Below are 23,791 nucleotides of genomic sequence, written 5' to 3'. Positions count from 1 at the left end.
ACCCTTCGTCCCATGGCCTCTCCCACATCGTCACAAAAGTCCCCTTTGGCGCAGTCTTTGGCTGTTCGCCTCGGTGTGCTTGCCACCGGTGGCTCGTTTGTCGCTTTGGTGCTCGCCGGCGCAGTGATGGCCACTTTGCAGCGTGCGGGCGCCGAGCGGGCATTCGACGAGCGCTTGTCGGTGTTCGTCACCCAGCTTTTTGCCGATTATGCCAACCGAGATGTCTTTGATGCGACGGCCCATTTCGCCAATCCAGCCTTCGGGTTGCCGGGCTCTGGCTGGTATTGGGTGGTGGGGGACCCGGAGACGGGCGAGCCGCTTTTTGCCTCCGCATCTCTGTTTGATCCGCTCCCTGCGCCGGAGGCTCCGCCGACTACAGGAGATGCGCGTCCAGACGGCCCAGTCAGCCGCCCCTTGGAGCTGAGCGGACAGCGCCTGCGCCTAGTTGATCGGCTTTATGAGTTCGAGGGCGAACAGGTTCTGGTGCGTGTCACAGCGCCAACCGATGGGCTGGATGCAGAAATCCGCAACTTCCGCGTGGCGCTGGCACTGACCCTTGGTGCCATGTGGTTGGCCCTTCTCGGCTTGGCCTATCTGCAGGTTCGCATCGGTCTTCGGCCATTACAAACTTTGCAGAGTGCGATTGCCGACGTGCGAATCGCCAAAACCCGTGAGGTTTCGGGCACCTTTCCACGCGAGGTCAGCCCTTTGGTGGACGAGTTGAACGGCCTTCTGCAAGCCAATGAAGCCATTGTTGAACGGGCACGCCACCATGTTGGCAATCTTGCACACGCGCTAAAAACCCCGCTGGCCGTTATTCTCAACAGCGCTCGTGGAGAGGCTGACACAGCGACACTGGCGCGGATCAGCAGCGAGGCCCAGGCCATCGATGATCGTGTTCGGCTCTATCTTGATCGTGCGCAGCGCGCTGCAACACAAGCGACTTCTGGCAAGTCGACCTCGCTGCGCGATGTCGTTGATCCACTGGTACGCACCATGGCCAAACTCAACCTGGATCAAGGCCTTGCCTTCGATGTCGATATTGCTGCGTCTGTGCGGGTTCGCGCAGACCGCGAAGACCTGGAAGAGATGCTCGGCAACTTGTTGGAAAACGCTTGCCGCCATGCAGACAGCACTGTCGCGGTGGCTGCACACAAAACTGACGATCTTCATCAAACGCTTACCATCACCATCGACGATGACGGCTCTGGGCTTGATTCCAAGGCGCGCGCGCTGGTGCTTAAACGCGGCAAGCGTTTGGACGAAGCCAGCCCAGGGTCAGGTCTTGGCCTGTCCATCGTGAAAGAAATGGCGGAACTCTATGGCGGCACACTCGTTCTAGACAAAGCGCCCATTGGCGGCCTTCGCGCCGCCTTACTCCTACCGGCGGCTGCCCCAGTTCCGCCGGATTCATCACGCTAGTCGCCACCCGGCGCACGCGTACTTCTACACTGCACCAAACCATATCGGGAGATGACCCTTATGTTGAACACTTCAATTTCAGCCGCAAAGGCTACAAAAACGGGTGCCAAACGCACCACCGCGCTGCGCAACGGTGCCATTGCTTTGATGGCCCTGACAGCGCTGGCCGGTTGTCAGTCATACGGCACTGGCCCACGCGAAGGTGTTGGTGCCTTGGGCGGTGCTGTCGCCGGTGGCGTACTCGGTAGCCAAATCGGATCAGGGTCTGGCCAGGTCTTGGCGACCGTTGGTGGCGCTGTTCTCGGTGGCTTGCTGGGCGCTGAATTGGGCCGTCAGCTCGATGCGCAGGCGCAGCAGCGTTATTATCAGGCGCAATTCCAGGCTCTTGAGACCGGTCGCCCTGGCGCTCCGGTTGCATGGCAGTCGCCGACCGGCCCGCGTGGTCAGGTCGTTCCAGGTCAGTCTTACCAGATCAACTCTCTGGTTTGCCGCGATTACACCCACACAGTGTACATCCAAGGCCAGCCTGAAGTGTTGACAGGCACTGCGTGTCGCCAGCCTGATGGCACATGGCGTAACGTCGGCTAACCACCGCGCGCCACAACGCGGCGTTAACCCTCTTCTGGCAGGCTTGTGGTCTAGTGAACTGACCAGGGCCCCATGTCTGCCAACACACGCATCGGCAGGCAGGAGTTAATCTCCCGCCTGCGCGAATATCTTGGTGAACTTAGCTCCGACTCGCATCGCACTTTGACGCGGTCGATCGATCGATCGCGTGCGCGCGGCGAGCAGTCACCTGTTCATGACATCATTATGGATGCGCTACGTGAGGTCATGGACTCCGAGCCTGGCGGTGAGCGGTCTTTATCAGCCGAGCGAGCGTTCTTTTTGCCGCTTGAGCCCGTCATGGGGTCGATCTCCCTTCCTGAAAAGCAAGTGGGCGTTATTGATCGTGAATCTTTGCGCCCGATCTGGATTTGGATCACCCGTGACCTTGCCCCTGGTCGCTGCGATGAATCGCTAGCAGCCCTGCGTGCGGCTATCGTGGATGAAGAACCTGATGCCATCGCTGAATGTGCCGACGACTTTCAGCGCGAGGTATGCCTGCACACCTCAGCCTTGATGGCTGAGTACGACAAAGCGCAGGGCTCGCTCAAACGCTTGGAAGGCCAATTGGGCAGCTCGCGCGTTTTGGCGGACCTGCACGACATCATTGCTTTCTTCAAACAAAAACCCGCCTTGAAAGCCTTCTTGGATGGCTTGCCCGACAAGCTGCCCGTGGGTCGCAGCGGACTGGCCATGCTCAACAAAGCGCTTACCGTCTACGCCGATCATCCTCCGACCGATACGATCTATGCTTTTGCAGCTGTTCTTGATCGGCTGGGTTCGCCGAGCGATCTGGTGCGGTTTGCCGTCTACTACGCCAATTCCAGCAGTCCATCGGTTATTCGCGGCACCATGGCAGGCGGTGCGGTCCAAATCGCGCTGAGCGAGGCCATGCGCGAGATTGAGCGCCTGCGCCTGGTACTGGCAGGTGACCGCAATCTGGACAAGGTCACTCAAAGCCTGCGGCTTTATCACGAGCTGGTCTCAGCCATCGAACGCACGCTCGATGAAGCCCCTGAAGACCCTTGGTTAAAGCGCCTGGCAACCGTGCGTTCCCGCGCCAGTGATCTGTTGATCAAAGAGCTTGATCCGCTGTTGCACATGATCAAGCGCAGTGTCGGTGTTATGGAATCGCGTGGGCGCGAAATTGTGCCGGATGCATCCAGCCTTCAGGAGGCTGTGTTTGGTCTTACGCTGTTCATGGTAGCCAGCGAGATTCGCGGGTCTCTGGCGGTAAACTCTCTGATCAAGCGCATGGAAAAGAATATCGAGGACGCGCTGGAAAGCCAGGGCAAGCAGGCAATTGACCGCTTGGCCAGCGCGAGCGATGAAAACTGGGATGCCGCGGAGGCCCGCTCGGCAGGTGCCGCGGAATTGTTTGGTATCTATTTCGGCGGGGCATACGGCGCGACCATGGAGCGTCGCCACGCAGCAACCGTTGAAGCGCGCGCCCGCGACATCGAGATTCAAGCAAGACTGGCTGGCTAACCGCCAGCCAAGCGCGGTGCGACATAGTATCATTCGTGTTGCACCCACTGGACAATCATCGCGCCCAATCCTAGCCATGATCGCCAATCACATGCCGTGTGAAAGCGGTTTGAGTGAGCTGTTTAGATCGGGCTAAGGGTGTTGGCGTGCTGGTATGGGTTGTCTTTGCCGTTTTGACGGCGATTGCCGCGATCGCGGTGCTGCTACCCTATGCGCGTGCTCGTCGTACGGTTGATGATCTGGGGGGCTCCGACGCGGAGGTCTACAAGGATCAACTCTCTGAAATCGACAAAGATGTTGAGCGCGGCGCACTAAGTGAAGCCGAAGCCGATGCTGCCCGCCTGGAGATTTCCCGGCGTTTGCTGAAAGCCAGCGACTTGCCTGACCAGCACGAAACAGCGGTGGTCACGCCCTCGCGATGGCGTCCACGTTTGGTTTTGGCAACAGCTTTTTTGATCGTGCCGCTGTCTGCTTTGGCAATTTACGTATCCTTTGGCTCGCCGGGAATGCCGGACAACCCGCTTGCCGAGCGCTTGTCAGCAACCGTTGAAAACCAGGATGTTGCGATCCTTATCGCCCGTGTGGAAAATGCCGTTCAGGAAAATCCCGATGACGCCCGGGGTTGGGCCATTCTTGCGCCAATTTACTCACGCCAGGGACGCTTTTTTGAGGCACGCGGAGCTTTCCAGCAGTTGCTGCGGATTCAAGGCGACAACCCGGTTTTGCTGACCGATTTGGGTGAGGTGATCGTGGTCGAAAACCAAGGTCTGGTCACCGAAGAGGCGATGCAGCAGTTCAGGGCAGCCCTCGATATTGAACCAAGTTTCCCAAAAGCCCGCTATTACCGCGCTTTGGGTCTGGTGCAGGAGGGGCAGCTGGATCAGGCGCGCGAGATACTAATCGCCCTGCGCAATGATGGCGGGTCCGATGCACCATGGACGGCAAGTGTCGATGCCTTGCTCGCTGATATGCCGAGCGCCGTACGCGTGCCGGCACCCGATACGGATGCCGCTGAGGCTATCATCTCTCTTCCTGAACAAGAGCGCCGTGCCGCCATCGAAGGCATGGTCGATGGCCTGGCTGCCCGTCTGGAAGACCAACCGGATGATCTGGCCGGATGGAGCCAGTTGATCCGATCTTACGTGGCTTTGGGTGATCGCGATGACGCCGAGCGCAGCCTCTGGACGGCACTTGCTTTCTTCCAGGCCGACAATCCAGCACGCCTGCGCTTGCTCACCATTGCTGAAGAGCTTCAGCTCAACACCACACCGCCCTGACGTCGTTCTATCCGTGGCCATACTATGGGCATTTTGCCGCGCTTGATGCGCGTCTAAGCGACCCCTTATAAACCGTGATAACGCTGCGCGAGTTTTGACAACTCGACACGACGAGGACCTCTTCATGACCCGTAAGGGCCAACGTTTTCTTCTCATTGGAACAGCGCTTAGCGTGCTTGCCGTTGCCACTGGCCTGGTGCTGTTCGCGATGCGGGATTCCATCGCTTTCTTTTCTTCTCCCACCGATCTTTACTCCCAGCCCACCACCGAAACGCAGCGCATTCGTTTGGGCGGTTTGGTGGCTGAGGGCACGGTGATCCGTGGCGTTGGCGACACTGTGCGCTTTGGCGTGACCGATACCAATGCGACGATCGAAGTGGCGTATACGGGCATCTTGCCGGACCTCTTCCGCGAGGGCCAAGGCGTGGTCACGGAAGGCTATCTTGGCCCCGATGGCACATTCCAAGCCGACACGGTGCTGGCCCGCCACGATGAAAACTACATGCCGACCGAAGTGGCAGAGAGCTTGCGTGCCCAAGGCGTCTGGCAGGGCGAGGGGAGCGAAGGCACACAGCATCCGCCCGCCAATCCACCAGCGCTGAACGCGTACTAGACACCGCAGGGAGCGCGCGATGATCGTTGAGATAGGCCATTACGCAATGGTGCTGGCCCTGGTGCTGGCCCTTGTTCAAAGCCTCATGCCATTTTGGGGTGCACGCACCGGTGATGTTGGCCTGATGCGCATCGCCGATGTGACCGCGCCCGTGCAATGCGCCTTTTTGGCGCTGAGCTTCGCAGCGCTCACGTACGCCTATGTCGTCTCCGACTTCTCCGTCGTCAACGTGGTGATGAATTCACACTCGGAGAAGCCGCTTCTCTTCAAGATCACCGGCGTTTGGGGCAACCATGAAGGCTCAATGCTCCTCTGGGTGTTGATCCTGGCGATCTTTGGTGCTGGCATCGCTTTCTTCGGGGGAAATCTCCCACGCTCGCTGAAAGCCAATGTGCTTTCGGTGCAGGCCTGGGTGACGGTCGCGTTTCTGCTCTTCATTGTGCTGACCTCCAACCCGTTTGACCGGGTTCACTCAGCGCCTGCTGAGGGCGAAGACCTCAACCCGATCCTTCAAGACATCGGCCTCGCGATCCATCCGCCGCTGCTCTATCTCGGCTATGTGGGCCTCTCGATCTCCTTCTCTTTTGCCATCGCTGCCCTCATCGAAGGCCGCTTGGATGCGGCCTGGGCACGATGGGTCCGTCCATGGACTTTGGCCGCCTGGGTCTTCCTGACGCTTGGCATTTCGATGGGCTCTTACTGGGCTTATTACGAGCTTGGCTGGGGTGGCTGGTGGTTCTGGGACCCGGTTGAGAATGCCTCCTTTATGCCCTGGCTCGCTGCCACCGCGCTGCTCCACTCGGCCATCGTGATGGAGAAGCGCGAGGCACTGAAAGTGTGGACGGTACTCCTCGCCATCATCGCGTTTTCGCTGTCCCTGCTCGGTACATTTTTGGTGCGCTCGGGCGTTTTGACGTCCGTGCACGCCTTTGCGACCGATCCCGAACGCGGGCTCTTTATTCTGGCTATTCTGATGGTCTTTATCGGCGGCGCGTTTGCACTGTTTGCCCTGCGCGCGAGCGAACTGCGCCAGGGTGGTATGTTCGCGCCTATCAGCCGGGAAGGCGCATTGGTCGTCAACAACCTCTTCCTGTCGGTGGCAACGGCGACCGTGCTGCTCGGGACGCTTTATCCGCTGCTGCTTGAAGCGCTGACGGGTGACAAGATTTCCGTCGGACCTCCTTTCTTCAACCTCACCTTTGGCCCCTTGATGATCCCACTGCTCTTGGCGGTCCCGTTTGGGCCGATCCTAGCGTGGAAGCGTGGCAATCTCGCCATGGCCTTAGAACGGCTTTGGTGGGCGGGTGCTGCCTCGCTGCTTGTGGTCGCCTGCATCTTCGCGCTGTTCGGCATTGATGCTTGGATCAAAGCCATCGCGATTGGTGTGGCTGTCTGGCTGATGCTTGGGGCGCTGGCCGATCCGCTTGGCCGTGTGAAAGCGTTCTCCTCACCTATTGGCGATACGTTCCGTCGCTTGATCAACCTGCCACGTTCTGCTTGGGGCACGACAGTTGCCCACTTCGGCGTCGGCGTGATGCTGCTCGGCATCGTTGGCGTATCGGCCTTTGAAAGCGAAGAGATCACCACGCTGAACCCTGGCGAAACAGCATCCATCGCGGGCTATGAGTTCACCTTCGAGGGCCTGCGCCCCAACACCGGTGAGAACTACACCGAGGTGATCGCGCAGTTCACGGCACGTGAGGGTGGTAATGTGATCGCGGTCATGGAACCCTCACGCCGTGTCTATCCGGCGCGCAACTTCCCCACCACCGAGGCGGCGTTCCATACGGTCGACATGTTCTCGCAGCTTTACATCTCGCCAGGCGACCCAACGCAGGATGGTGGCATTGTCGTGCGCTTCTACCACAAACCGCTGGTGACACTGATTTGGATCGGCACACTGATCATGTCCGCCGGCGGTGTGCTCTCTCTCATGGACCGTCGCCTACGTGTGGGTGCACCGACACGTGCGAAGAAAGCCAAGCAACCGTCAATCCCTCAAGGCATGGAGCCAGCTGAATGATGCGGCTAGCACTTGCGGCCTTGATGAGCGTGATGCTGGCTTTGCCAGCGCAGGCGGTGCTACCCGACGAAGTGCTGAACGATCCGGTGTTGGAATCGCGGGCGCGCGATCTATCCGCAGAAATCCGCTGCTTGGTGTGTCAGAATGAAAGCATCGATGCGAGCAACGCCCAGTTGGCGCGTGATTTGCGCATCTTGGTGCGTGAGCGTTTGGTGGCTGGGGACAGCGACCAAGAGGTGCTTGATTTCCTCGTCGCCCGCTATGGCGACTTTGTCTTGCTGCGCCCGCCTGTGAACCAAGCAACTGTCCTGCTTTGGTTTGGCCCGGCACTGGTGCTTGTGATCGCCGGGACGGTGATTTTTCTGCGTACGCGTGGCCGCAAGAGGGTCGTTGCGTCAGCACCGGCTGCACTGAGTGCAGATGAGCAGGCCCGCCTTCAAGCGCTTTTGAAATCCGACCAGGACTAGGTTCGCAAACCATAGCGCGTCGCGCACAGACTGCTCACCCAGCTGTGGCTTGCGCGTGATCGCGAACGCATGCGAGCGTACGCCATCTTTACAGGGCCAGTTCAGGCCGCTTTTCCAGGACGACTTTCCATGCCAGCCACCACCAGCCGCATCACCTTCACCGGTGCATCGGGCGCAACCCTTGCCGCCCGGTTTGATAAGCCAGCAGGTAAGCCGCGTGCATGCGCGCTTTTTGCCCATTGCTTCACCTGCTCCAAAGATGTGTTCGCCGCCAAGCGTATTGCCTCAGAACTGGCTGCTCATGGCATCGCGACCTTGCGGTTTGATTTCACAGGTCTCGGCCATTCCGACGGCGATTTTGCGTCCACAAACTTCTCCTCCAACGTCGCTGATTTGATGAGTGCTGTGGAGTGGATGCGTGCCAATGGTGAGGCACCTTCCATCCTGATCGGCCATTCCCTGGGTGGGGCGGCGGTTCTTTCGGCTGCCCCCGGTATCCCAGAAGTGAAGGCTGTCGCCACCGTCGGCGCCCCGGCGGACACCGCGCACGTGGTGCACAACTTCCATGCCGACGTCGAAGCCATCGAGCGTGATGGCAAGGCCGAGGTGAACCTGGCTGGTCGTACCTTCACGATTGAAAAACAGTTTCTGGAAGACGTCGCCAAGCAGAACTTATCGGAGCGCATCGCATCCATGAAAAAAGCTCTGATGGTGTTCCATTCACCCGTGGACGCGACAGTGGGCATTGAGAACGCCGCGATCATCTACAATGCCGCCAAACACCCCAAGAGCTTTGTCACTCTGGACGGCGCTGACCATTTGCTCACAAGCCATAGCGATGCAGCCTATGTGGCTCAGATGATCGCTTCCTGGTCAGAGCGTTATGTCCCTGCCGCTGAGCCGCACGAAGCGACCTTCTCCGGTGACGTGGCAACAGCCAAGATAGCGGTCGCTGAAACAGGCGCTGGCAAGTTTCAAGCCTCGGTTCGTATGGGCGCGCATGGCATTCTGGCTGATGAGCCTGAAAGCTATGGCGGCATGGACACTGGGCCTGCCCCTTACGACATGCTGGCCGCTGCGCTGGGCGCCTGCACCACCATGACGCTGCGCATGTACGCTGACTTCAAGAAGCTTGATTTGCCACTGACCGCTGTAACCGTGGAGCACGACAAAGTGCATGCGAAAGATTGCGCTGATTGCGGTGAAGAGATTGAAGGCAAGGCTGGCAAGATTGACCGGTTTGAGCGGACCATTCACCTGTCTGGTGATGTGACGCCGGACGTAAAGGCCAAACTCATTGAAATCGCTGACAAATGTCCGGTGCACAAAACGCTGACCAAAGGCGCAGCCGTTGTCACCAAATGCGCCGCTGAGACTGTTTAGAGCCGTCAAGAAACACGAACATTACAAAGGTTTAACCCGATCGACATGGTGCGGTAAGGCGCAGAACACCAAATAGCTTCCATCGCTGGGGGCCATATCGGCCCACGCACCGGTCAGACGGTGCGACAATGACTGGCATAAAGGAACATTGGCGACATGACCGATCCAAATCAGACCTCCCAACACTCGGCCTCCACAGGCGTGTTTCAAACAGAGGGCGGCGTGCAAATGCCGCGCCGCGCCCGGTTTCTCAACCGCAAAACCACTTTGGCGCTTTCCACCATTCTCGGCCTTGGCCTGCTTGTACCGCTGGCTGGCACGGCGGTGGTGAGCAGCGTCCAGCAAGCCCGCGCTGCCGAGGCGGTGATCCCTGACAGCTTCGTGGCGCCAACGGGCTTTGAAGATCTTGTTGAGGCGGTCATGCCCGCCGTTGTGGCCGTGCGCGTGGAAGCTCAACAGCCAGTCGAAACCTCCAACCGTGATATTGACCGTTTGCCCGATGGCACGCCGTTTGACCGCTTTTTCCGCCGCTTTGGCCCGGAAGCTGAAGAGTTTTTCCGCCGTGGTCCTGGTGGTGGGCAAGACCCGCGCACGCCGCGCCGCGGTGGCGGACAGGGTTCCGGCTTCTTCATCTCTGAGGATGGCTATCTGGTCACCAACAACCATGTGATCGAAGATGCCGGCGCCGTTCAGATCGTGATGGACAATGGTGACATCTTGGATGCTGAAGTCCTCGGCACGGACAGCCGCACCGATCTGGCGCTGCTGAAGGTTGAAGGCAATGATTTCACCTATGTGCGCTTGGCTGAAGAGCAGCCGCGGATTGGTGAAGTCGTCCTGGCCATCGGCAACCCCTTTGGTCTTGGTGGTTCGGTGACCTCGGGTATCGTTTCCCAGCAGGGCCGTGACATCCAGCCTGGCCCGTATGATGAGTTCTTGCAGATTGACGCGGCCATCAACCGGGGTAACTCCGGCGGCCCGACCTTCAACATGCGTGGTGAAGTGGTTGGCGTGAACACCGCCATCTTCTCCCCGTCCGGTGGCAATGTCGGTATCGCCTTTGCTGTGCCGTCCACGGTGACCGCTGACGTGATCGGCGATCTGATTGAAAACGGTGCTGTGGCCCGTGGCTGGTTGGGTGTGAACATCCAATCGCTGACACCGGAGCTTGCCGAAGGCATTGGCCGCGACTCAACAGAAGGCGCGATTATTGTCTCCGCCGCCGCTGGATCGCCTGCTGAAGAGGCTGGTCTGCAATCAGGCGATACGATCCTGTCGGTGAATGATGTGGCCGTGGAAGGCCCGACAGAGCTTGCCCGCATCATTGGCGCTTTCGATCCTGACGAGACCGTGGAAATTCTCATCTGGCGCGATGGCCGGGAGCAAGTCATCGATGTCCTCTTGGGCACTCTGCCATCGGAACGCGAACTGGCCAGCCAGTTCCGTCAGCCAGATTTGGATCGCTCGCAGCCAAGCATCGTTGATCAGCTTGGTATGACGGTGGCGCCTGCCTCTTCGCTTGGGCTTGATGTGGAGGGCCTTGCGGTCACCGAACTTGACCCCAACGGTGTGGCTGCTGAACGTGATCTGCGCGAAGGCGATGTGATCGTTGAGGTTGCTGGCCAGCCAGTCAGCAGCATGCGCGATTTGACGTCTGGTCTACGCCAAGCCGCGCGCAATGGTCAGGCCTCTGCTCTGGTCCGCGTTGAAGGCCAAAACGGCGCTTCACGCTTCGTGGCTCTGCCCACCGACCGCGGCTAACACCTTCCCACCCATGCTGATACCCCGGCTTTAGCCTGTCGCCCCCGCCGGGGTACCAGTCGCGCATGGCGGGCCTGTGAGCTGGATATTCCAGCTCCGCCCAATGGACTGCCATGCGCACCCTTTTTCTCGTGCGCTTGAGGCTGGTATCCAGCGCGTTTTGAGTTTTATCTGAGAAAGATATCGCAAACGCGTTCGACCGTAGGGAGAGGCAGCCAATTGCGGTTCAAATCAAACCAAAACGCGTGGCCAGAATCGCGTTAATGTCATCCCCACTCTCTGGCGTGTCCAACAACCCGTGAAAGGTTCGATTATGAAAGTGCTCATCATCGAAGATGACGTGGAAGCTGCCGCTTTCATCGTCAAAGGGTTCCGTGAGGCCGGCCACGCCCCCAGCTACGCCGCTGATGGCGAAACCGGGCTTGAATACGCAATGTCGGATGATTTCGACGTTTTGGTCGTTGACCGCATGCTGCCCAAACGCGACGGCCTATCGATCATCGCAGCTCTGCGCGAACAGGGCAAACAAACCCCGGCGCTGATCCTTTCCGCTTTGGGTGAGGTCGATGATCGCGTGGCTGGCTTGCGTGCCGGCAGTGATGACTATCTGCCCAAACCCTATGCTTTTTCTGAACTTTTGGCGCGCGCCGAAGTGCTGGCCCGCCGCACCACGCCCGGCGAAGCACAAACCACCTATCACGTGGGGGACTTGGAGCTGGACCGGCTGTCTCATACGGTCAAACGCGCTGGCGAGGACATTCCTCTGCAGCCGCGCGAGTTCCGCCTGCTTGAGTTCTTGATGAAAAACGCTGGGCAAGTCGTCACCCGAACCATGCTTTTGGAAAAAGTCTGGGACTATCACTTCGACCCGCAGACCAATGTGATTGACGTCCACATTTCTCGCCTGCGGTCCAAGATCGACAAGGGGCAAGACAAGCCGCTCATCCAAACCGTGCGAGGGGCGGGCTATGTCCTCCGCGACACGGCTTAGGCCTTTCCGCACCACAGCTTTCAAGCTTGCTGCAGGCTATCTGGTCGTTTTCGGCCTCTTCGCAGGCGGGCTGATCGGTTATCTGGTCTGGGAGACGTCTTCGGTTCTGATCCGTGATGTTGATCAGCGGCTAACAACCGATGCGCGCCGCCTTGGCCAGCACTATCAACGTGCCGGTATCAATGGGCTGTTCACAGCCATGCAGGAAAGCGCCCAACGCCCCGGCAACCGGCTTTACGCACTGCTTACACCCGATGGCGTTGAGGTGATCAACTCAGTAGGCTTGCTGCCTGATGGCGTTTGGGATGAAGCCGGTTTGGCACGCTTTGCGTACAAGCAAATCGGACCGGAGGGCCATGAGCGCGACAGCCGCGCCATAGTGCGCATCATCCTGTTGCCCGATGGCTTTCGCGCGCTGATCGGCCTGGATATTGGCCAAACAGATGTCATCCGCCAAGCCATTGGCCGTGCAGCGATGGTGTCGATGGTGCTGCTGGCAATTCTTGCGATTTTGGGTTGGTTCTATGTCAACAAGCGTGTCTTGAAACGCTTGGACGGCATTTCACAGTCCACCGCGCGCATCATGGACGGCAACCTATCTGAGCGCATTGCGGTTATGGGTACGGGGGATGAGTTTGACCGTCTCGCCGATCAGCTCAACGTGATGCTCGACCGGCTTGAGCGTCTGATGAACGGGCTGAAAGAAGTGTCTGATAACATCGCCCATGATCTGCGCACGCCGCTTACGCGCATGCGCAACCAGATGGAAGACGCTTTGCGTCAGCCGCCCGACAATGCCACGGACCGTGCGGCGTTGGAAAACGCGCTGGGCGAGGCCGAGCGTTTAATGGCCACGTTTCAAGCCCTGCTCACCATTGCGCGTGTGGAGGCAGGTGGCCGCCGCCACACGCTATCTCAAACTGATCTTGGCCAGGTGCTCACAGACGTGATGGAGCTTTATGAGCCGGTGGCCGAAGACAAAGGTGTGTCGCTATCCTTCAAGCCCGCCCCAGAGGCGGTTATGGCAACCGTGAACCGGGAATTGGTGGGTCTGGCGGCCGCCAATCTTATCGACAATGCGCTAAAATATGGGGCAGGCGAGGGCGGAACAATCGAACTCGCGCTCTCCAAAGCAGCGGGCATGGCCGTGCTTACCGTTACCGACGATGGCCCTGGCATTCCCAATGGTGACCGCGTGCGCGTGAAAGACCGCTTCGTTCGGTTGGACAAAAGCCGCACGGCCGATGGATCTGGCCTTGGGTTGGCGCTGGTTGAGGCGGTCGCAGCGTTTCATGATGGGGCACTGGAGTTGGGCGATGCTGACCCGGGCCTGCGCGCCACACTGACACTTCCGCTTGGTTCGCCGGAGGCAGGATCATGAGCGCCACTCTTGCTGCTATTCTTGATGCTGCCCCGCATCTGCACGATCTGACGATGAAAGTGCATGGCATGGTTGAGATCGAACCTTCGGCGCTGTCTACGATGCCTGATGCTGTTGCCGAGGCTATACAAACACTGAAAGCTTCGCCGCTGGATGACGAAGCAGCGGTGATGACGGCGCTGCGCGTTGCCAAACAGAACGCCTCGCTGGCCATCGCACTGGCGGATCGTCTGGGCCAGTCGACTGTCGATGAGACAACCCAAGCGCTTTCAGACTTTGCGGATGCAGCCATCGAACACGCTGTTCGCGCCTCTTTCGTTCTGGAAGGTAGGGGTGAGCGGTGGCTTGGTACGCCGGACGCGGTTCAAGGCTATTGTGTGCTTGGCATGGGCAAGTTGGGCGGCGGTGAGCTGAACTATTCCAGCGACATTGACCTTATCATTCTGTTCGATCCTGAAACGCTGGACGCGCAAACCTCCGACAAAATGGAAGCCGGCCCCTTTGCGGTGCGTGTCACCCGCCGCTTGGTGCGCTTGCTGCAGGAGCGCACAGGCGACGGCTATGTGTTCCGCACCGACTTGCGCCTGCGCCCTGATCCATCCTCTACGCCGCTGGCACTCTCCATTGATGGCGCGCTCAACTACTATGAAGCTCAGGGGCGGACCTGGGAGCGCGCGGCCATGATCAAGGCGCGCTGCGTGGCTGGCGATCAAGGACTGGGAGCGCAGTTCCTTAAAGCGATCAAACCGTTCATCTGGCGTCGTCACCTGGATTACGCAGCAATCGACGCCATCCGTTCCATCAAGCGGCGCATCAATGCCCATAAGGGTTTTGGGGCAATCACGGTGCCTGGCCATGATGTGAAGCTAGGACGCGGCGGCATCCGCGAGATCGAGTTTTTTGCCCAAACTCAGCAGCTTATTGCCGGTGGTCGCAACCCTGCACTGCGCATGATCCGCACCAAAGAGGCGCTGCGCGGTCTGGCCGATTTGCAATGGATTGAGCCGGAAGCTGCTGACACGCTGTGCGTGGCGTATAACCAACTGCGCAACGTGGAGCACTGCATCCAGATGCTGCGCGACGAGCAGACCCACCGTCTGCCGCAGGATGATGAAGACCGCACCAACGTGGCAACGCTGATGGGCCAGGAGCTCGCACCTTTTGACGAAGCCGTTCGCACCACGTTTGAAAGCGTGCATGCGCAGTTCCAGGCACTCTTCCCCGATGATCCAGATGAAGACGCGCGCTTTGATCCTTTTGAAGAGGACCCAAGCGACAAGCTCGCGCGCCAACTCACCGAGCTTGGCTATGAGCAGCCCACCGATGTCCATCGGCTTTTGCAAGGCTGGATGCGCGGGCGGATGAATGCCACCGCCACCAGTGCAGCCCGAGAGCGCTTGCGCGCGCTTGGACCTGACTTGTTGCGTGCTTTTGGTCAGACCGATCGCCCAGAGGTGGCGCTGCGATCTCTTGATCGGTTTTTGAATGGCCTACCGGCGGGGCTGCAATTCTTTTCCATGTTGGAGAGCAACCCAGCCGTTATGGGCTTGCTGGCGCGGATCATGGGCACCGCGCCTAAACTTGCTGACACCTTGGCGCACCGACCAAGGCTGTTCGATGCCCTGCTTGATCCGCGCTTTTTTGGCTCTCTGCCAAGCCGCGATTCCATTCGCGCTGATCTTGAACGTGCGATGGGCGAAGCGCCGACGTATGAGGCCAAGCTCAATGCCAGTCGCATTGTCGGCCAAGAGCACCACTTTTTGATTGGGGTGCGTCTGCTCTCGCAGACACTGACAGCGGGGGAAGCATCAGAGGCTTACACCGATCTTGCTGAAGAAACGGTGCTAGCTCTTCTCGATCTGGCGGAGGCGGATGTTCGTGAGAAGCATGGCTGTTTTGAAGGCGCCTGCTTAAGCGTTTTGGGCATGGGCAAGCTTGGTAGCCGCGAGCTCACCGCGTCTTCCGATCTTGATCTTTTGCTCATCTATGATTTGCCCAATGGGCAGGCAGAAAGCGATGGCGCGAGGCCTATCGCGCCCTCGCAATACTACACGCGGGTGACCCAGAGACTGATTTCGGCGCTCAGTGCGCCAACTGCTGAGGGCGTGCTTTACGAGCTGGATATGCGCCTTCGGCCCTCGGGCAATGCAGGTCCATTGGCCACCAGCCTTACAGCTTTTGAGCGCTACCAAATCGGCTCGGCGCGCACATGGGAACATATGGCGCTGACACGCGCGCGGGCGTTTGGCCGCGACGGAGAAGGCTGTGTAGCAATACACGAGGCGATCGAGCGCATCCTCACAGGTCGATCTGACACCGACAAGGTGCGCACCGACGTTGCTGATATGAGAGCGCTGCTTGAACGCGAAAAACCGGCAAAAAGTGTCTTTGATTTGAAGGTCACGCCTGGCGGTATCATCGATGTGGAGTTCATCGCGCAGGGTATGCAGCTTTGCCATGCCCATGCCAACCGCAGCGTGTTGCACACCTCCACCGAGGAAGCGTTGCTTGCTTTGCAAGACGAAGGCTTTCTGTCTGCCGATGACGGTGCCGCGCTTGCTTCTGCCCATCGTCTTTACGGCACCCTTTCACAGATTTTGCGGCTTTGCTTGGATGGCGTTTTTGATCCAGCAACAGCAGCACCCAGTTTGCGTCGACTGGTTACCCAAGCTTGCGATTTGCCAAGCGTTGAGACCGTCAAAACGCATCTTGAGCACACACAGGCCGACGTCCGTTCGCGGTTCACTCGCCTGTTTGTAGCCGCGAACGATGATCGTTCGCGTTCATCCCTCGGGGGCGACATTCTCGAAGGAAAAAACCAATGACCAACTTTAAAAATCTCACGGTGATTGCACTGGCCGGTACGATGCTTGCCACGGGCCTCACCGTTTCGGCCATGGCCGATGATGGCCGCGATGGAGCGCGTGAGCGTGACCGTGGTGCAGCCGGTTTCCGCGCTGGCGAGCGGTTTGCGCGCGCCGACGCTGATGGAGATCGTATGATTTCGCTGGAGGAGTTTCAGGCCGGTACAGCCGAGCGTTTCATCGCGATGGATACCGACGGCGATGGCTTGGTAACGCCTGCTGAACTGGTGGCCGAGCGTCAGCAACGCGCAGAAGAGCGCGCAGCGCAGCGCATGGCCCGGATCGACACCGACGAAGATGGCGCTCTATCTCTGGAAGAGATGGCAGCAGCCAGCGAAGCGCGCTTCGCCCGCATGGATCGCGATGACAACGGGAGCTTGGAACCACGTGAACTTCGCCAAGGTTTCCGCGATGGCGACCGGGGCGAGCGCGGTGGTCGTGATGGTCGTGGCGGCCCGCGATCTGACAACTAAGTCGCCAGCAGCAAGGTGATTGAGTCTTGCTATGGCCTCAAGTCACATCAAAGCGCCTCGGTCTCTGACCGGGGCGTGTCTTTGAGAGCTGCTGAAACCGTTGGGCCTTAAGAGGCATGCACCGTTGGTTGGGCCTCTTGAGATTTTGCCAGAGGGGTGCAGGGCATACGCCTTGATGGTCGCTCGACAGCAGCCGTGCTCTTCACAGTGGTCGAAACGTAGTTGGCGTGATGGACGTCTTTGCCGCTGTCAGCATCATCGTTCTGACCTGTAAAGCGCACCGGAAGGGAAACACCTACCAATGTTCCAACGTGCTCGCGTGAGTTGATCCGCAGCGCGCCATTGTGCAGATCGACGAGTTTGCGTGAGATCGCTAGGCCGAGACCTGAACCTTCGCGTGGCCGTGTCATGGCACTGTGCACCTGCTCGAAAGGTTCGGTGACCTTGTCCAGCTTATCTTTGGGAATACCAATGCCGGTATCACGCACGCTCAAGAAGAGCTTGTCGCCCTTGCAGCGGATGCGCACAACGACTTTCCCGCCGCGCTGAGTGAACTTCACTGCGTTGTTGAGTAGGTTGAGCAACACTTGGCGGATCGCGTTGGGATCGCACTCAGCAAAGTGATTGTCGCCCAGATCAGTTGTGATGGAGACACCTGCTTTGTCGGCATCCAGTTGGACCATGCGGATGCACTCATTGACAGCGACCGCAACATTTTCGCGTTGTGGGGAAACGGTCACGCGGTCGGTATCAAGCTTGGCCATGTCCAACACATCGGAAATGACGCCAAGCAGAAACTGACCGCTTTTGTGAATATCATTGGCGTAGCCGGAATAGGTCTGGCTGCCGAGTGGACCGAGGATTTCGGTGCGCATCAGTTCAGAAAAGCCAATGATGGCATTGAGTGGCGTGCGCAGCTCGTGGCTCATGTTCGCCAAGAACTCCGACTTTGCCTGGCTGGCAGCTTCGGCACGTTTTTTCTCTTCATTGAAGCGCTGCGCAAGCGCGGCCATATCGCGCCGCGAACGGGAAAGATCACCAATAGCTCCAATCAGGCGGGTTTCAGAGTCCACCAGCGCCTGCTCTTTCTCTTTCAGCGCGGTGATATCACTGCCGAGAAATGCGAAGCCGCCATCATAGGTGCTACGAACGGTGACCTGGAACCAACGATCATCTGGTAGGCCGCAGATGAGCGGTTTCTCAATCATCTGGCCATCTTCGCTTTCCTCTTGGCCAAGCAGGTGCGAGGCGCATAGCTCTAAGTCGAAGGGGCAGAGAACGTTGCCATCATTGCCGCGAAGGTCGCCGCTGCGTGACAAGGCATTGAAGCGGTTGAAGCCATCATTGCTGGCAACCAGATTGCCTTTCGTATCCCAAAGTGCAAACGCGTCCGATACCGCCTCAATGGACTCGCGAAGATGCCGGTTGGCCTCCGTGGTTTTGCGCTCAAACCGGCGCCGATCCGTGATGTCGTTTGCTGCACCAATCAGCCGCAACTTGGCTCCCGGCAAACGAACGACCTCCGCATGCAGATGGATCCAGCGCCACTGACCATTGGCGTGCAACAATCGGATGGTCGCTTCCAGTTGCCCTTTGCGCGCTTTGCGCAGAGCGCGTGCCTTGAGTGCGAGATCGGTGTTGCTTGGATGCAGGATTGCGTCGAGATCGCCGATGCTGAGAACTTTGCCGCTCGGCGCATAGCCAAGCATGTTGAACATTGAATTCGACCAGTCGATGGCGCCACTGTCCAAGTCCCAGTCCCAGAGGCCACTGCGTCCCCGGTTGAGAGCCGTTTCAAGCCGTAGATGCGCTGTGGTGAACCGTTCGGTGGCGGAAACCGTGCGGTCGCTTTGCCAGATGAACGAGTAGCCAAGGATCAAAATGACAAGGCTGATCCCGCCTAGCAGTGCTAGCTCGTTGGACATCTCGTCAAGCCACGCGGCCTGCACCGGTTGAGGGTCAACAAGAAGGGAGGCTTGCACGGTGCCTGCCGGCCCAGTGGCTTGAGCGCGCGCGTAGAGCAGCTTCTGCACGGCCTCGTCGCCCATGACCACGGAGCTGAAGTCCAGATCAGCCGGATAGGTTGTCGAAACAGTGCGGTCGCCAAATTGAAGCCGGGCTTCTAGGGGCGTGCCCGCACCATCATAGATCGCTTGGACGGCCAAGCTGGCGCCCTGACGAAGTGTTTCAACGTCGCCATTGGTCACCGCGCTAACCGCCATCTGAGCGATCACCATCGCCTGTGTATCGAGCATGTTTTGCAGATCTGCTAGCCGACCAGAGCGCTCTGTCCAAAGCGCACTCACACGCACCACCATCAACACCACCAAAAACGTGATGATAAGTGCCGATGTGAGGTGCCGCAGGCGCAGCGTCAGGGGTGTGGCAACCGCTGCAGCGGGCAAAGGGGTGGAAAGCGACGAGGGTTCAGTATCGAGCGGGCGAAAGGCATCGCGCTGATCGGCAGGGCTGCGCCGATGATCAGTTTGCTCAGTGCCTTGAGTGTCGCGTGAAAACGGCAATGAGTCGCCGTTTGCCGCAAGAGCTGTCGCCCGCGCCATGCTGAATTGCCTTCAATGTGTTTGATACGCTGGAACGCAACAGTCTTCCGAATCACTTTGATTTGAATCGCTGCGAATCAGCTTGTCCAGAGTCTGAAGGGCAATCAGATGAAAAAATTAGCGAAGTTTAAACGCTTCCAGCCCGCCGATGTGACCAAACGGTAACAATCACGGGCCACTGAAGACCGATTGGCAGCAGTCAGCTGGCCTCAGGCTCGAGCATCCGCGTTACGATGTCTGAAAGGTCTGTCGATATGTTCGGCATTGATTGCAGGGTTTCCAACGCAGCTTGGGCGAACGTTTGACGCGCGGCATCCATCGTACGCCACGTGCGGAAGGCCGAGGCGAGGCGGGCAGCCAGTTGCGGATTACGACCATCAAGTGTTCCGATCCGCTCAGCCATCAGCTGGTAACCCGATCCATCGGCTGCATGGAACCCAGACAGATTGCCGGTCGCGAAAGCGCCTAGAAGGCTACGGACGCGGTTGGGATTCTCCCTGTCATAGGAGCGATGGCCTTCCAGTGCCACCAACGTGTCAGCCGTGCCGTTCATTGCCTGGATGGCAAACCACTTGTCCATCGTCAGCGGATCATCATGAAACTCCGCATCAAATGCCTCCAGTGCCTGATCGGCCAGCGGGCTTCTGCGTTGAAGCAGCAAGGCAAGGGTTTTGATCCGCATGGTCATGCCGCCGGCGCCGCGAAGCGCCCGCCCCAGTAGGTCGTCAACATCTGGTGTCTCGCAGCGCGAAAGATGTTGCAGCAGGGCTAAAACCAAAGAGCGCTTTGCAGCTGCCTCAGGGGCAATGTCGCCACTATCCTCTAACTCAAAGCGTTCAAGCGCTTCGACCACGGAGGTGCCCCGATCAGCGCATAGATCGCGAGAGAAGCTTATGCGCGCCTCTTCAACATGAAGCGGGTCGATATTGCGGCCAATCGTGCGCGCTAAGTCGTGCGCGGAGGGCAGGGTGATGGTAGCCGCCCGACCAGCTTGATCGGTATCATGGTCGATCTCGCAACAAAGTCCGGCGGCGATCATTGCTTCAAACAAGGCGTGATCATCACCAAGCGGTTCGCCAAGGGTTAGGCGGTGATAGCGCCTCTGCAAAGCATCACTGTAGAGCGACTGCAAATGGGCCCAACTACTAAACGTGTTGCTGTCCTTGGCGGCCAAGAACAACCGGTCGGAGTCGTCTAGTCCCTCCACCATGTGGTTCACGGGGGCTGAATAGTCTCGAAAGAGCGATGGACGCACCGTGCCACTGGGCAGATCAGTGAACTGCAAAGAACCGTGTGCGCTATCAAGCAGGAACTGATCACCCACAAGGCGGCCACCTTGAACGACCACATGGTCAGGAGAGATGGCAAGGTCATCACCGGCTTCATCAACAAGGGCGAGGCGACATGGGACGGGCAGGGGCTTCTTGTCAGGCTGTCCCGGTGTCGGTGAGGTGGACTGGCTAAACGCCAAGTGTGCGGTGCCTGCGTGCGTATCCGCTTGCCAGTCGACACTCACCTGCGGAGTCCCGGCCTGTGTGTACCAGCCCAAAAAGTCCGGCCAAGCGCCCAGATCACCGGCCTCAGCCTTCATCGCGCTTAAAAAATCCTCAAGCCGAACGGCCTGACCGTCATAGGTTGAGAAGTAGCGGTCCATCGCTGCGCGAAAGCGCTGCGGCCCAAGCCAAGATGCGATCATGCGTACGATTTCAGCACCTTTTTCGTACACGGTCGCGGTGTAGAAGTTGTTGATCTCACGATAGCTATCGGGTCGGACTGCATGGGCCAGCGGTCCACCATCTTCGGGGAATTGATGCGCCCAGAGATCGCGCACATCTGTAATGCGTTTGATCGTCCGATCGTAGATGTCGCTGGTGTACTCTTGGTCGCGGAAAACGGTCAGCCCCTCTTTCAAACAGAGCTGAAACCAATCGCGACACGTAACGCGGTTGCCTGACCAGTTGTGAAAATACTCGTGGGCGATGATGGCATCGATGCGTTGATAGTCTTCATCCGTTGCCGTCGTCGGCGAGGCCAGGATGTACTTGTCATTGAAGATGTTGAGGCCCTTGTTCTCCATCGCGCCAAGGTTGAAATCTGACACAGCAACGATGTTGAACACATCAAGATCGTAAAGCCGTCCAAAGCGTTCCTCATCCCACGCCATGCATCGCTTTAGGGCCTGCATGGCGAATGTGGCGCGTTCAGCCTTGCCAGGCTCCACATAGATCGAAAGCGCAACCTCGCGGCCATCGCGTGTGGTGAAACTGTCGCGGACCTGGTCCAGATGACCGCCAACCAACGCGAACAGATAGGATGGTTTGGGGTGAGGATCATGCCAAGTGATGCTGTGCCAGCCATCATCAAGTGCTTCGATCGGGCTGGGATTGCCGTTGGACAGAAGCACCGGGCAGGCGGCTTGCTGCGCCTCCAAGGTCACGGTGTATGTGGCCAAAACATCAGGGCGATCAAGGAAAGGTACGATCCGGCGAAACCCTTCTGCCTCGCATTGCGTGCAGTAAACGCCATTGGTGAGATAAAGCCCGCTCAGCGCTGTGTTGCTGGCCGGATCAAGGGTGGTGGCAACCTCTACTTTACTTCCCTCGCGCGTCGATAGTGTGAAAGCAACGTGTTTGCGATCTTGCTGAGGCTCGATCTGAGCACCGTTCACCCGCACATCAACCGGACCAAGCGCATCGGCATCCAGCACGAGTTGCCCATGGCCGTTTGCATGGACGAGCGATGGGTTGGGGCGAACGTGATAGGTCGCTTTGGCCTGCGTGCACGGTCCATCCAGACGCACTGTCATATCCACATGGTCGATAAGGAAGGCAGGCGGTTTGTAGTCTGCCAGGCGAATGGATGGAGGCGTCTCGTTCTTCATTCGACGGGACATGGCATGCAAGGCGTGCCCAGAACAAGACGTAATAACCCGTCGGGCCTATCGCGCATATCAATCCCTGTCAGACGATCACGGTCACAAGAGCCTCATCGCGATCCAACGCGCCTTGCCATGGCTGAGTTGGCGGCGTAGGCAATCGACCTATCGCGCACGGCTGGCCTGTCGGATCAACGGTTCATCCAGTCCTCTCACACACGTCAACGGGGCCCTTTCGCTCATGGAAGCTCTCTCCGCCATTCCTATGGATCAAGCGTTCTACCTGGCTGCCGCCTTGCTCGTCGCCGGGGCGATCACCGGCGTGCTTTCAGGCCTCTTCGGTGTTGGCGGCGGGGCGGTTATGGTGCCAGTGTTGTTCGAGGTGTTTGGCTTTGCTGGTGTTGATGAGGCCGTTCGTGCGCCCCTTGCTATTGGTACATCACTGGCGGTGATCATCCCCACATCCATCCGCTCCTTTCGCGGTCACAAGGCGCGCGGTGCGGTGGACATGGACGTGCTGAAAGTGTGGGCGGTCCCCATTCTCCTTGGCGTCATTGTCGGTGCGCTTATCGCCCGTGTCGCAGAGCCGTGGGTGTTCCTTCTGGTCTTTGCAGTGGTTGCAACCCTCAATGCCGTCAAGCTGCTGTTCGGTCGGGAAAGCTGGAAGCTGGGTAAAGATCTACCTGGCCCCTGGCCGATGCGGGTGATCGGCTGGGTGATTGGTCTGCTATCCTCGCTAATGGGCATTGGCGGCGGCGTGATGGCCAACATGGTGCAAACCCTCTACGGGCGCCCGATCCTCAACTCCATTGCAACATCCTCAGGCGTTGGCGTTCTGATCTCCATCCCAGCAACGCTTGGCTACATTTATGCCGGTTGGCCGCAAATGGATGTGGTGCCGCCTTTCTCGCTGGGCTTTGTCTCGCTGATAGGTGTGGCGCTCCTGCTGCCGCTGACTGTTCTCACAGCGCCTCTGGGTGTGAAAATCGCGCACGCATTGCCCAAGCGCACGTTGGAGATATCGTTTGGGGTCTTTCTGGTGATCGTCGCGCTGCGCTTCATTGCTGCACTGCTCGGCGTTTAGCCAATCACGCTCTGATAGCCCCAATAGCCAACGAGTAGGACAATCAGCGCACCGCCCCAAAGCAGCAGGTAACGAAGCAGTGGTGCGACGGGCTGTCCACGGGTCAAAACGCCACCGCCCAGATAAACCAGCAGGGCAAGCATAGCGGTGACAGCGGCCAACTGGCCTGGCTCCACACCAAGCAGAGTGTCTCCATTGCCGCCTATCAACAGCACCAGCAGTCCGGTGGCGAGGATGGCTGCAGCAACCCATCCATAAATCGGCATCACTGGCCTCCGCTTTGTTCGTCGATGCCAGCGGCCTTGCGCTGCATTTTCAAGTGCTTGATCCGGTCGGGGAGTAACTCCATGACCTGGAGCCGTTGCGGGTCGCTCAGTTTTGACCAGCGTCCGATCTCATCCATGGTGCGACCGCATCCCAGACAAAGCTGAAGCAATGGATCAATCCGGCAGACCTGAATGCACGGCGAGACTGTCGAGCTTTGGTGGGCAGGGGGAGGGGGCGCCATCGGGCTATCGGACG

At 58.8% G+C, this 23,791-nt stretch carries 18 protein-coding genes; 14 read left to right on the top strand and 4 right to left on the bottom strand.

Features of this window, described 5'->3' with window-relative positions; all coding sequences use genetic code 11:
* The first annotated feature begins 12 nt into the window (after positions 1-12).
* The 13 genes from ABWH92_RS16605 to ABWH92_RS16545 all read left to right on the top strand — a co-directional run bounded on the left by ABWH92_RS16605 (position 13) and on the right by ABWH92_RS16545 (position 16,749).
* A complete protein-coding gene (locus tag ABWH92_RS16605; protein WP_375570264.1) occupies positions 13-1,422 on the top strand; it encodes a sensor histidine kinase in 1,410 nt (469 codons plus the stop codon).
* Positions 1,423-1,482: 60 nt separating this feature from the next.
* Positions 1,483-2,010, top strand: a complete 528-nt coding sequence (locus tag ABWH92_RS16600) for a glycine zipper 2TM domain-containing protein (RefSeq protein ID WP_375570262.1) — start codon at positions 1,483-1,485, stop codon at positions 2,008-2,010.
* A 72-nt stretch (positions 2,011-2,082) separates the two neighbouring features.
* Positions 2,083-3,516 (top strand): hypothetical protein, encoded by a 1,434-nt coding sequence (locus ABWH92_RS16595; protein WP_375570260.1) that lies wholly within the window; start codon positions 2,083-2,085, stop codon positions 3,514-3,516.
* A gap of 113 nt (positions 3,517-3,629) precedes the next feature.
* On the top strand, positions 3,630-4,793 hold the full coding sequence (ccmI, locus tag ABWH92_RS16590; RefSeq protein WP_375570259.1) for a c-type cytochrome biogenesis protein CcmI: 1,164 nt from the start codon (positions 3,630-3,632) through the stop codon (positions 4,791-4,793).
* A gap of 124 nt (positions 4,794-4,917) precedes the next feature.
* On the top strand, positions 4,918-5,406 hold the full coding sequence (ccmE, locus tag ABWH92_RS16585; RefSeq protein WP_375570257.1) for a cytochrome c maturation protein CcmE: 489 nt from the start codon (positions 4,918-4,920) through the stop codon (positions 5,404-5,406).
* A gap of 19 nt (positions 5,407-5,425) precedes the next feature.
* On the top strand, positions 5,426-7,429 hold the full coding sequence (locus ABWH92_RS16580) for a heme lyase CcmF/NrfE family subunit (RefSeq protein ID WP_375570256.1): 2,004 nt from the start codon (positions 5,426-5,428) through the stop codon (positions 7,427-7,429).
* Positions 7,426-7,896 carry a cytochrome c-type biogenesis protein CcmH gene (locus ABWH92_RS16575; RefSeq protein WP_375570254.1) on the top strand — a complete coding sequence of 157 codons (471 nt, stop codon included), beginning with the start codon at positions 7,426-7,428 and terminating at the stop codon, positions 7,894-7,896. Before ABWH92_RS16580 ends, ABWH92_RS16575 begins: the two co-directional genes overlap by 4 nt.
* A gap of 129 nt (positions 7,897-8,025) precedes the next feature.
* Complete coding sequence (locus ABWH92_RS16570) at positions 8,026-9,279, top strand: alpha/beta fold hydrolase (RefSeq protein ID WP_375570252.1); 1,254 nt, start codon at positions 8,026-8,028, stop codon at positions 9,277-9,279.
* 156 nt (positions 9,280-9,435) lie between these two features.
* Positions 9,436-11,040 carry a trypsin-like peptidase domain-containing protein gene (locus ABWH92_RS16565; RefSeq protein ID WP_375570250.1) on the top strand — a complete coding sequence of 535 codons (1,605 nt, stop codon included), beginning with the start codon at positions 9,436-9,438 and terminating at the stop codon, positions 11,038-11,040.
* A gap of 313 nt (positions 11,041-11,353) precedes the next feature.
* Positions 11,354-12,031 carry a response regulator transcription factor gene (locus ABWH92_RS16560; protein ID WP_375570249.1) on the top strand — a complete coding sequence of 226 codons (678 nt, stop codon included), beginning with the start codon at positions 11,354-11,356 and terminating at the stop codon, positions 12,029-12,031.
* On the top strand, positions 12,009-13,412 hold the full coding sequence (locus ABWH92_RS16555; RefSeq protein ID WP_375570247.1) for an ATP-binding protein: 1,404 nt from the start codon (positions 12,009-12,011) through the stop codon (positions 13,410-13,412). The genes ABWH92_RS16560 and ABWH92_RS16555 overlap by 23 nt, the downstream gene beginning before the upstream one ends.
* Positions 13,409-16,237 carry a bifunctional [glutamine synthetase] adenylyltransferase/[glutamine synthetase]-adenylyl-L-tyrosine phosphorylase gene (locus ABWH92_RS16550; RefSeq protein ID WP_375570245.1) on the top strand — a complete coding sequence of 943 codons (2,829 nt, stop codon included), beginning with the start codon at positions 13,409-13,411 and terminating at the stop codon, positions 16,235-16,237. The genes ABWH92_RS16555 and ABWH92_RS16550 overlap by 4 nt, the downstream gene beginning before the upstream one ends.
* Positions 16,234-16,749 (top strand): EF-hand domain-containing protein, encoded by a 516-nt coding sequence (locus ABWH92_RS16545; protein WP_375570243.1) that lies wholly within the window; start codon positions 16,234-16,236, stop codon positions 16,747-16,749. The genes ABWH92_RS16550 and ABWH92_RS16545 overlap by 4 nt, the downstream gene beginning before the upstream one ends.
* Positions 16,750-16,856: 107 nt before the next feature.
* Here ABWH92_RS16545 and ABWH92_RS16540 read toward each other — a convergent pair whose 3' ends face one another.
* Both ABWH92_RS16540 and pepN read right to left on the bottom strand, forming a co-directional pair.
* Positions 16,857-19,310 carry a PAS domain-containing sensor histidine kinase gene (locus ABWH92_RS16540; protein WP_375570241.1) on the bottom strand — a complete coding sequence of 818 codons (2,454 nt, stop codon included), beginning with the start codon at positions 19,308-19,310 and terminating at the stop codon, positions 16,857-16,859.
* Positions 19,311-19,509: 199 nt separating this feature from the next.
* Entirely contained in the window at positions 19,510-22,191 is a 2,682-nt protein-coding gene (gene pepN / locus ABWH92_RS16535) for an aminopeptidase N (protein WP_375570239.1), read from the bottom strand.
* A gap of 235 nt (positions 22,192-22,426) precedes the next feature.
* Between pepN and ABWH92_RS16530 the strand changes: the two genes are divergently transcribed.
* Positions 22,427-23,269, top strand: a complete 843-nt coding sequence (locus tag ABWH92_RS16530; protein ID WP_375570237.1) for a sulfite exporter TauE/SafE family protein — start codon at positions 22,427-22,429, stop codon at positions 23,267-23,269.
* Here the strand turns inward: ABWH92_RS16530 and ABWH92_RS16525 are convergent.
* Together ABWH92_RS16525 and ABWH92_RS16520 are read right to left on the bottom strand one after the other, a co-directional pair.
* Positions 23,266-23,535 carry a hypothetical protein gene (locus ABWH92_RS16525; RefSeq protein ID WP_375570235.1) on the bottom strand — a complete coding sequence of 90 codons (270 nt, stop codon included), beginning with the start codon at positions 23,533-23,535 and terminating at the stop codon, positions 23,266-23,268. The two genes, ABWH92_RS16530 and ABWH92_RS16525, sit on opposite strands and share 4 nt — an antisense overlap.
* Positions 23,535-23,777 carry a DUF1289 domain-containing protein gene (locus ABWH92_RS16520; protein ID WP_375574274.1) on the bottom strand — a complete coding sequence of 81 codons (243 nt, stop codon included), beginning with the start codon at positions 23,775-23,777 and terminating at the stop codon, positions 23,535-23,537. The genes ABWH92_RS16525 and ABWH92_RS16520 overlap by 1 nt, the downstream gene beginning before the upstream one ends.
* Positions 23,778-23,791: the final 14 nt, after the last annotated feature.

It is taken from the genome of Ahrensia marina (genome assembly GCF_042140245.1).
Taxonomy (GTDB): Bacteria; Pseudomonadota; Alphaproteobacteria; order Rhizobiales; family MH13; genus MH13.
The sequence above is the reverse complement of the archived record's forward strand: the minus strand, read 5'-3'. Positions and strand labels throughout refer to the sequence as shown.

Excerpts from the sequence above, each read along its gene's own strand:
- ABWH92_RS16580 (WP_375570256.1), top strand. The coding sequence starts at position 5,426 with ATGATCGTTGAGATAGGCCATTACGCAATGGTGCTGGCCCTGGTGCTG.
- ABWH92_RS16550 (WP_375570245.1), top strand. The coding sequence starts at position 13,409 with ATGAGCGCCACTCTTGCTGCTATTCTTGATGCTGCCCCGCATCTGCAC.
- ABWH92_RS16555 (WP_375570247.1), top strand. The coding sequence starts at position 12,009 with ATGTCCTCCGCGACACGGCTTAGGCCTTTCCGCACCACAGCTTTCAAG.
- ABWH92_RS16600 (WP_375570262.1), top strand. The coding sequence starts at position 1,483 with ATGTTGAACACTTCAATTTCAGCCGCAAAGGCTACAAAAACGGGTGCC.
- ABWH92_RS16605 (WP_375570264.1), top strand. The coding sequence starts at position 13 with ATGGCCTCTCCCACATCGTCACAAAAGTCCCCTTTGGCGCAGTCTTTG.
- ABWH92_RS16575 (WP_375570254.1), top strand. The coding sequence starts at position 7,426 with ATGATGCGGCTAGCACTTGCGGCCTTGATGAGCGTGATGCTGGCTTTG.
- ccmE (WP_375570257.1), top strand. The coding sequence starts at position 4,918 with ATGACCCGTAAGGGCCAACGTTTTCTTCTCATTGGAACAGCGCTTAGC.
- ABWH92_RS16595 (WP_375570260.1), top strand. The coding sequence starts at position 2,083 with ATGTCTGCCAACACACGCATCGGCAGGCAGGAGTTAATCTCCCGCCTG.
- ABWH92_RS16545 (WP_375570243.1), top strand. The coding sequence starts at position 16,234 with ATGACCAACTTTAAAAATCTCACGGTGATTGCACTGGCCGGTACGATG.
- ABWH92_RS16530 (WP_375570237.1), top strand. The coding sequence starts at position 22,427 with ATGGAAGCTCTCTCCGCCATTCCTATGGATCAAGCGTTCTACCTGGCT.
- ABWH92_RS16520 (WP_375574274.1), bottom strand. The coding sequence starts at position 23,777 with ATGGCGCCCCCTCCCCCTGCCCACCAAAGCTCGACAGTCTCGCCGTGC.
- ABWH92_RS16565 (WP_375570250.1), top strand. The coding sequence starts at position 9,436 with ATGACCGATCCAAATCAGACCTCCCAACACTCGGCCTCCACAGGCGTG.
- ABWH92_RS16570 (WP_375570252.1), top strand. The coding sequence starts at position 8,026 with ATGCCAGCCACCACCAGCCGCATCACCTTCACCGGTGCATCGGGCGCA.
- ABWH92_RS16525 (WP_375570235.1), bottom strand. The coding sequence starts at position 23,535 with ATGCCGATTTATGGATGGGTTGCTGCAGCCATCCTCGCCACCGGACTG.
- ABWH92_RS16540 (WP_375570241.1), bottom strand. The coding sequence starts at position 19,310 with ATGGCGCGGGCGACAGCTCTTGCGGCAAACGGCGACTCATTGCCGTTT.
- ABWH92_RS16560 (WP_375570249.1), top strand. The coding sequence starts at position 11,354 with ATGAAAGTGCTCATCATCGAAGATGACGTGGAAGCTGCCGCTTTCATC.
- pepN (WP_375570239.1), bottom strand. The coding sequence starts at position 22,191 with ATGAAGAACGAGACGCCTCCATCCATTCGCCTGGCAGACTACAAACCG.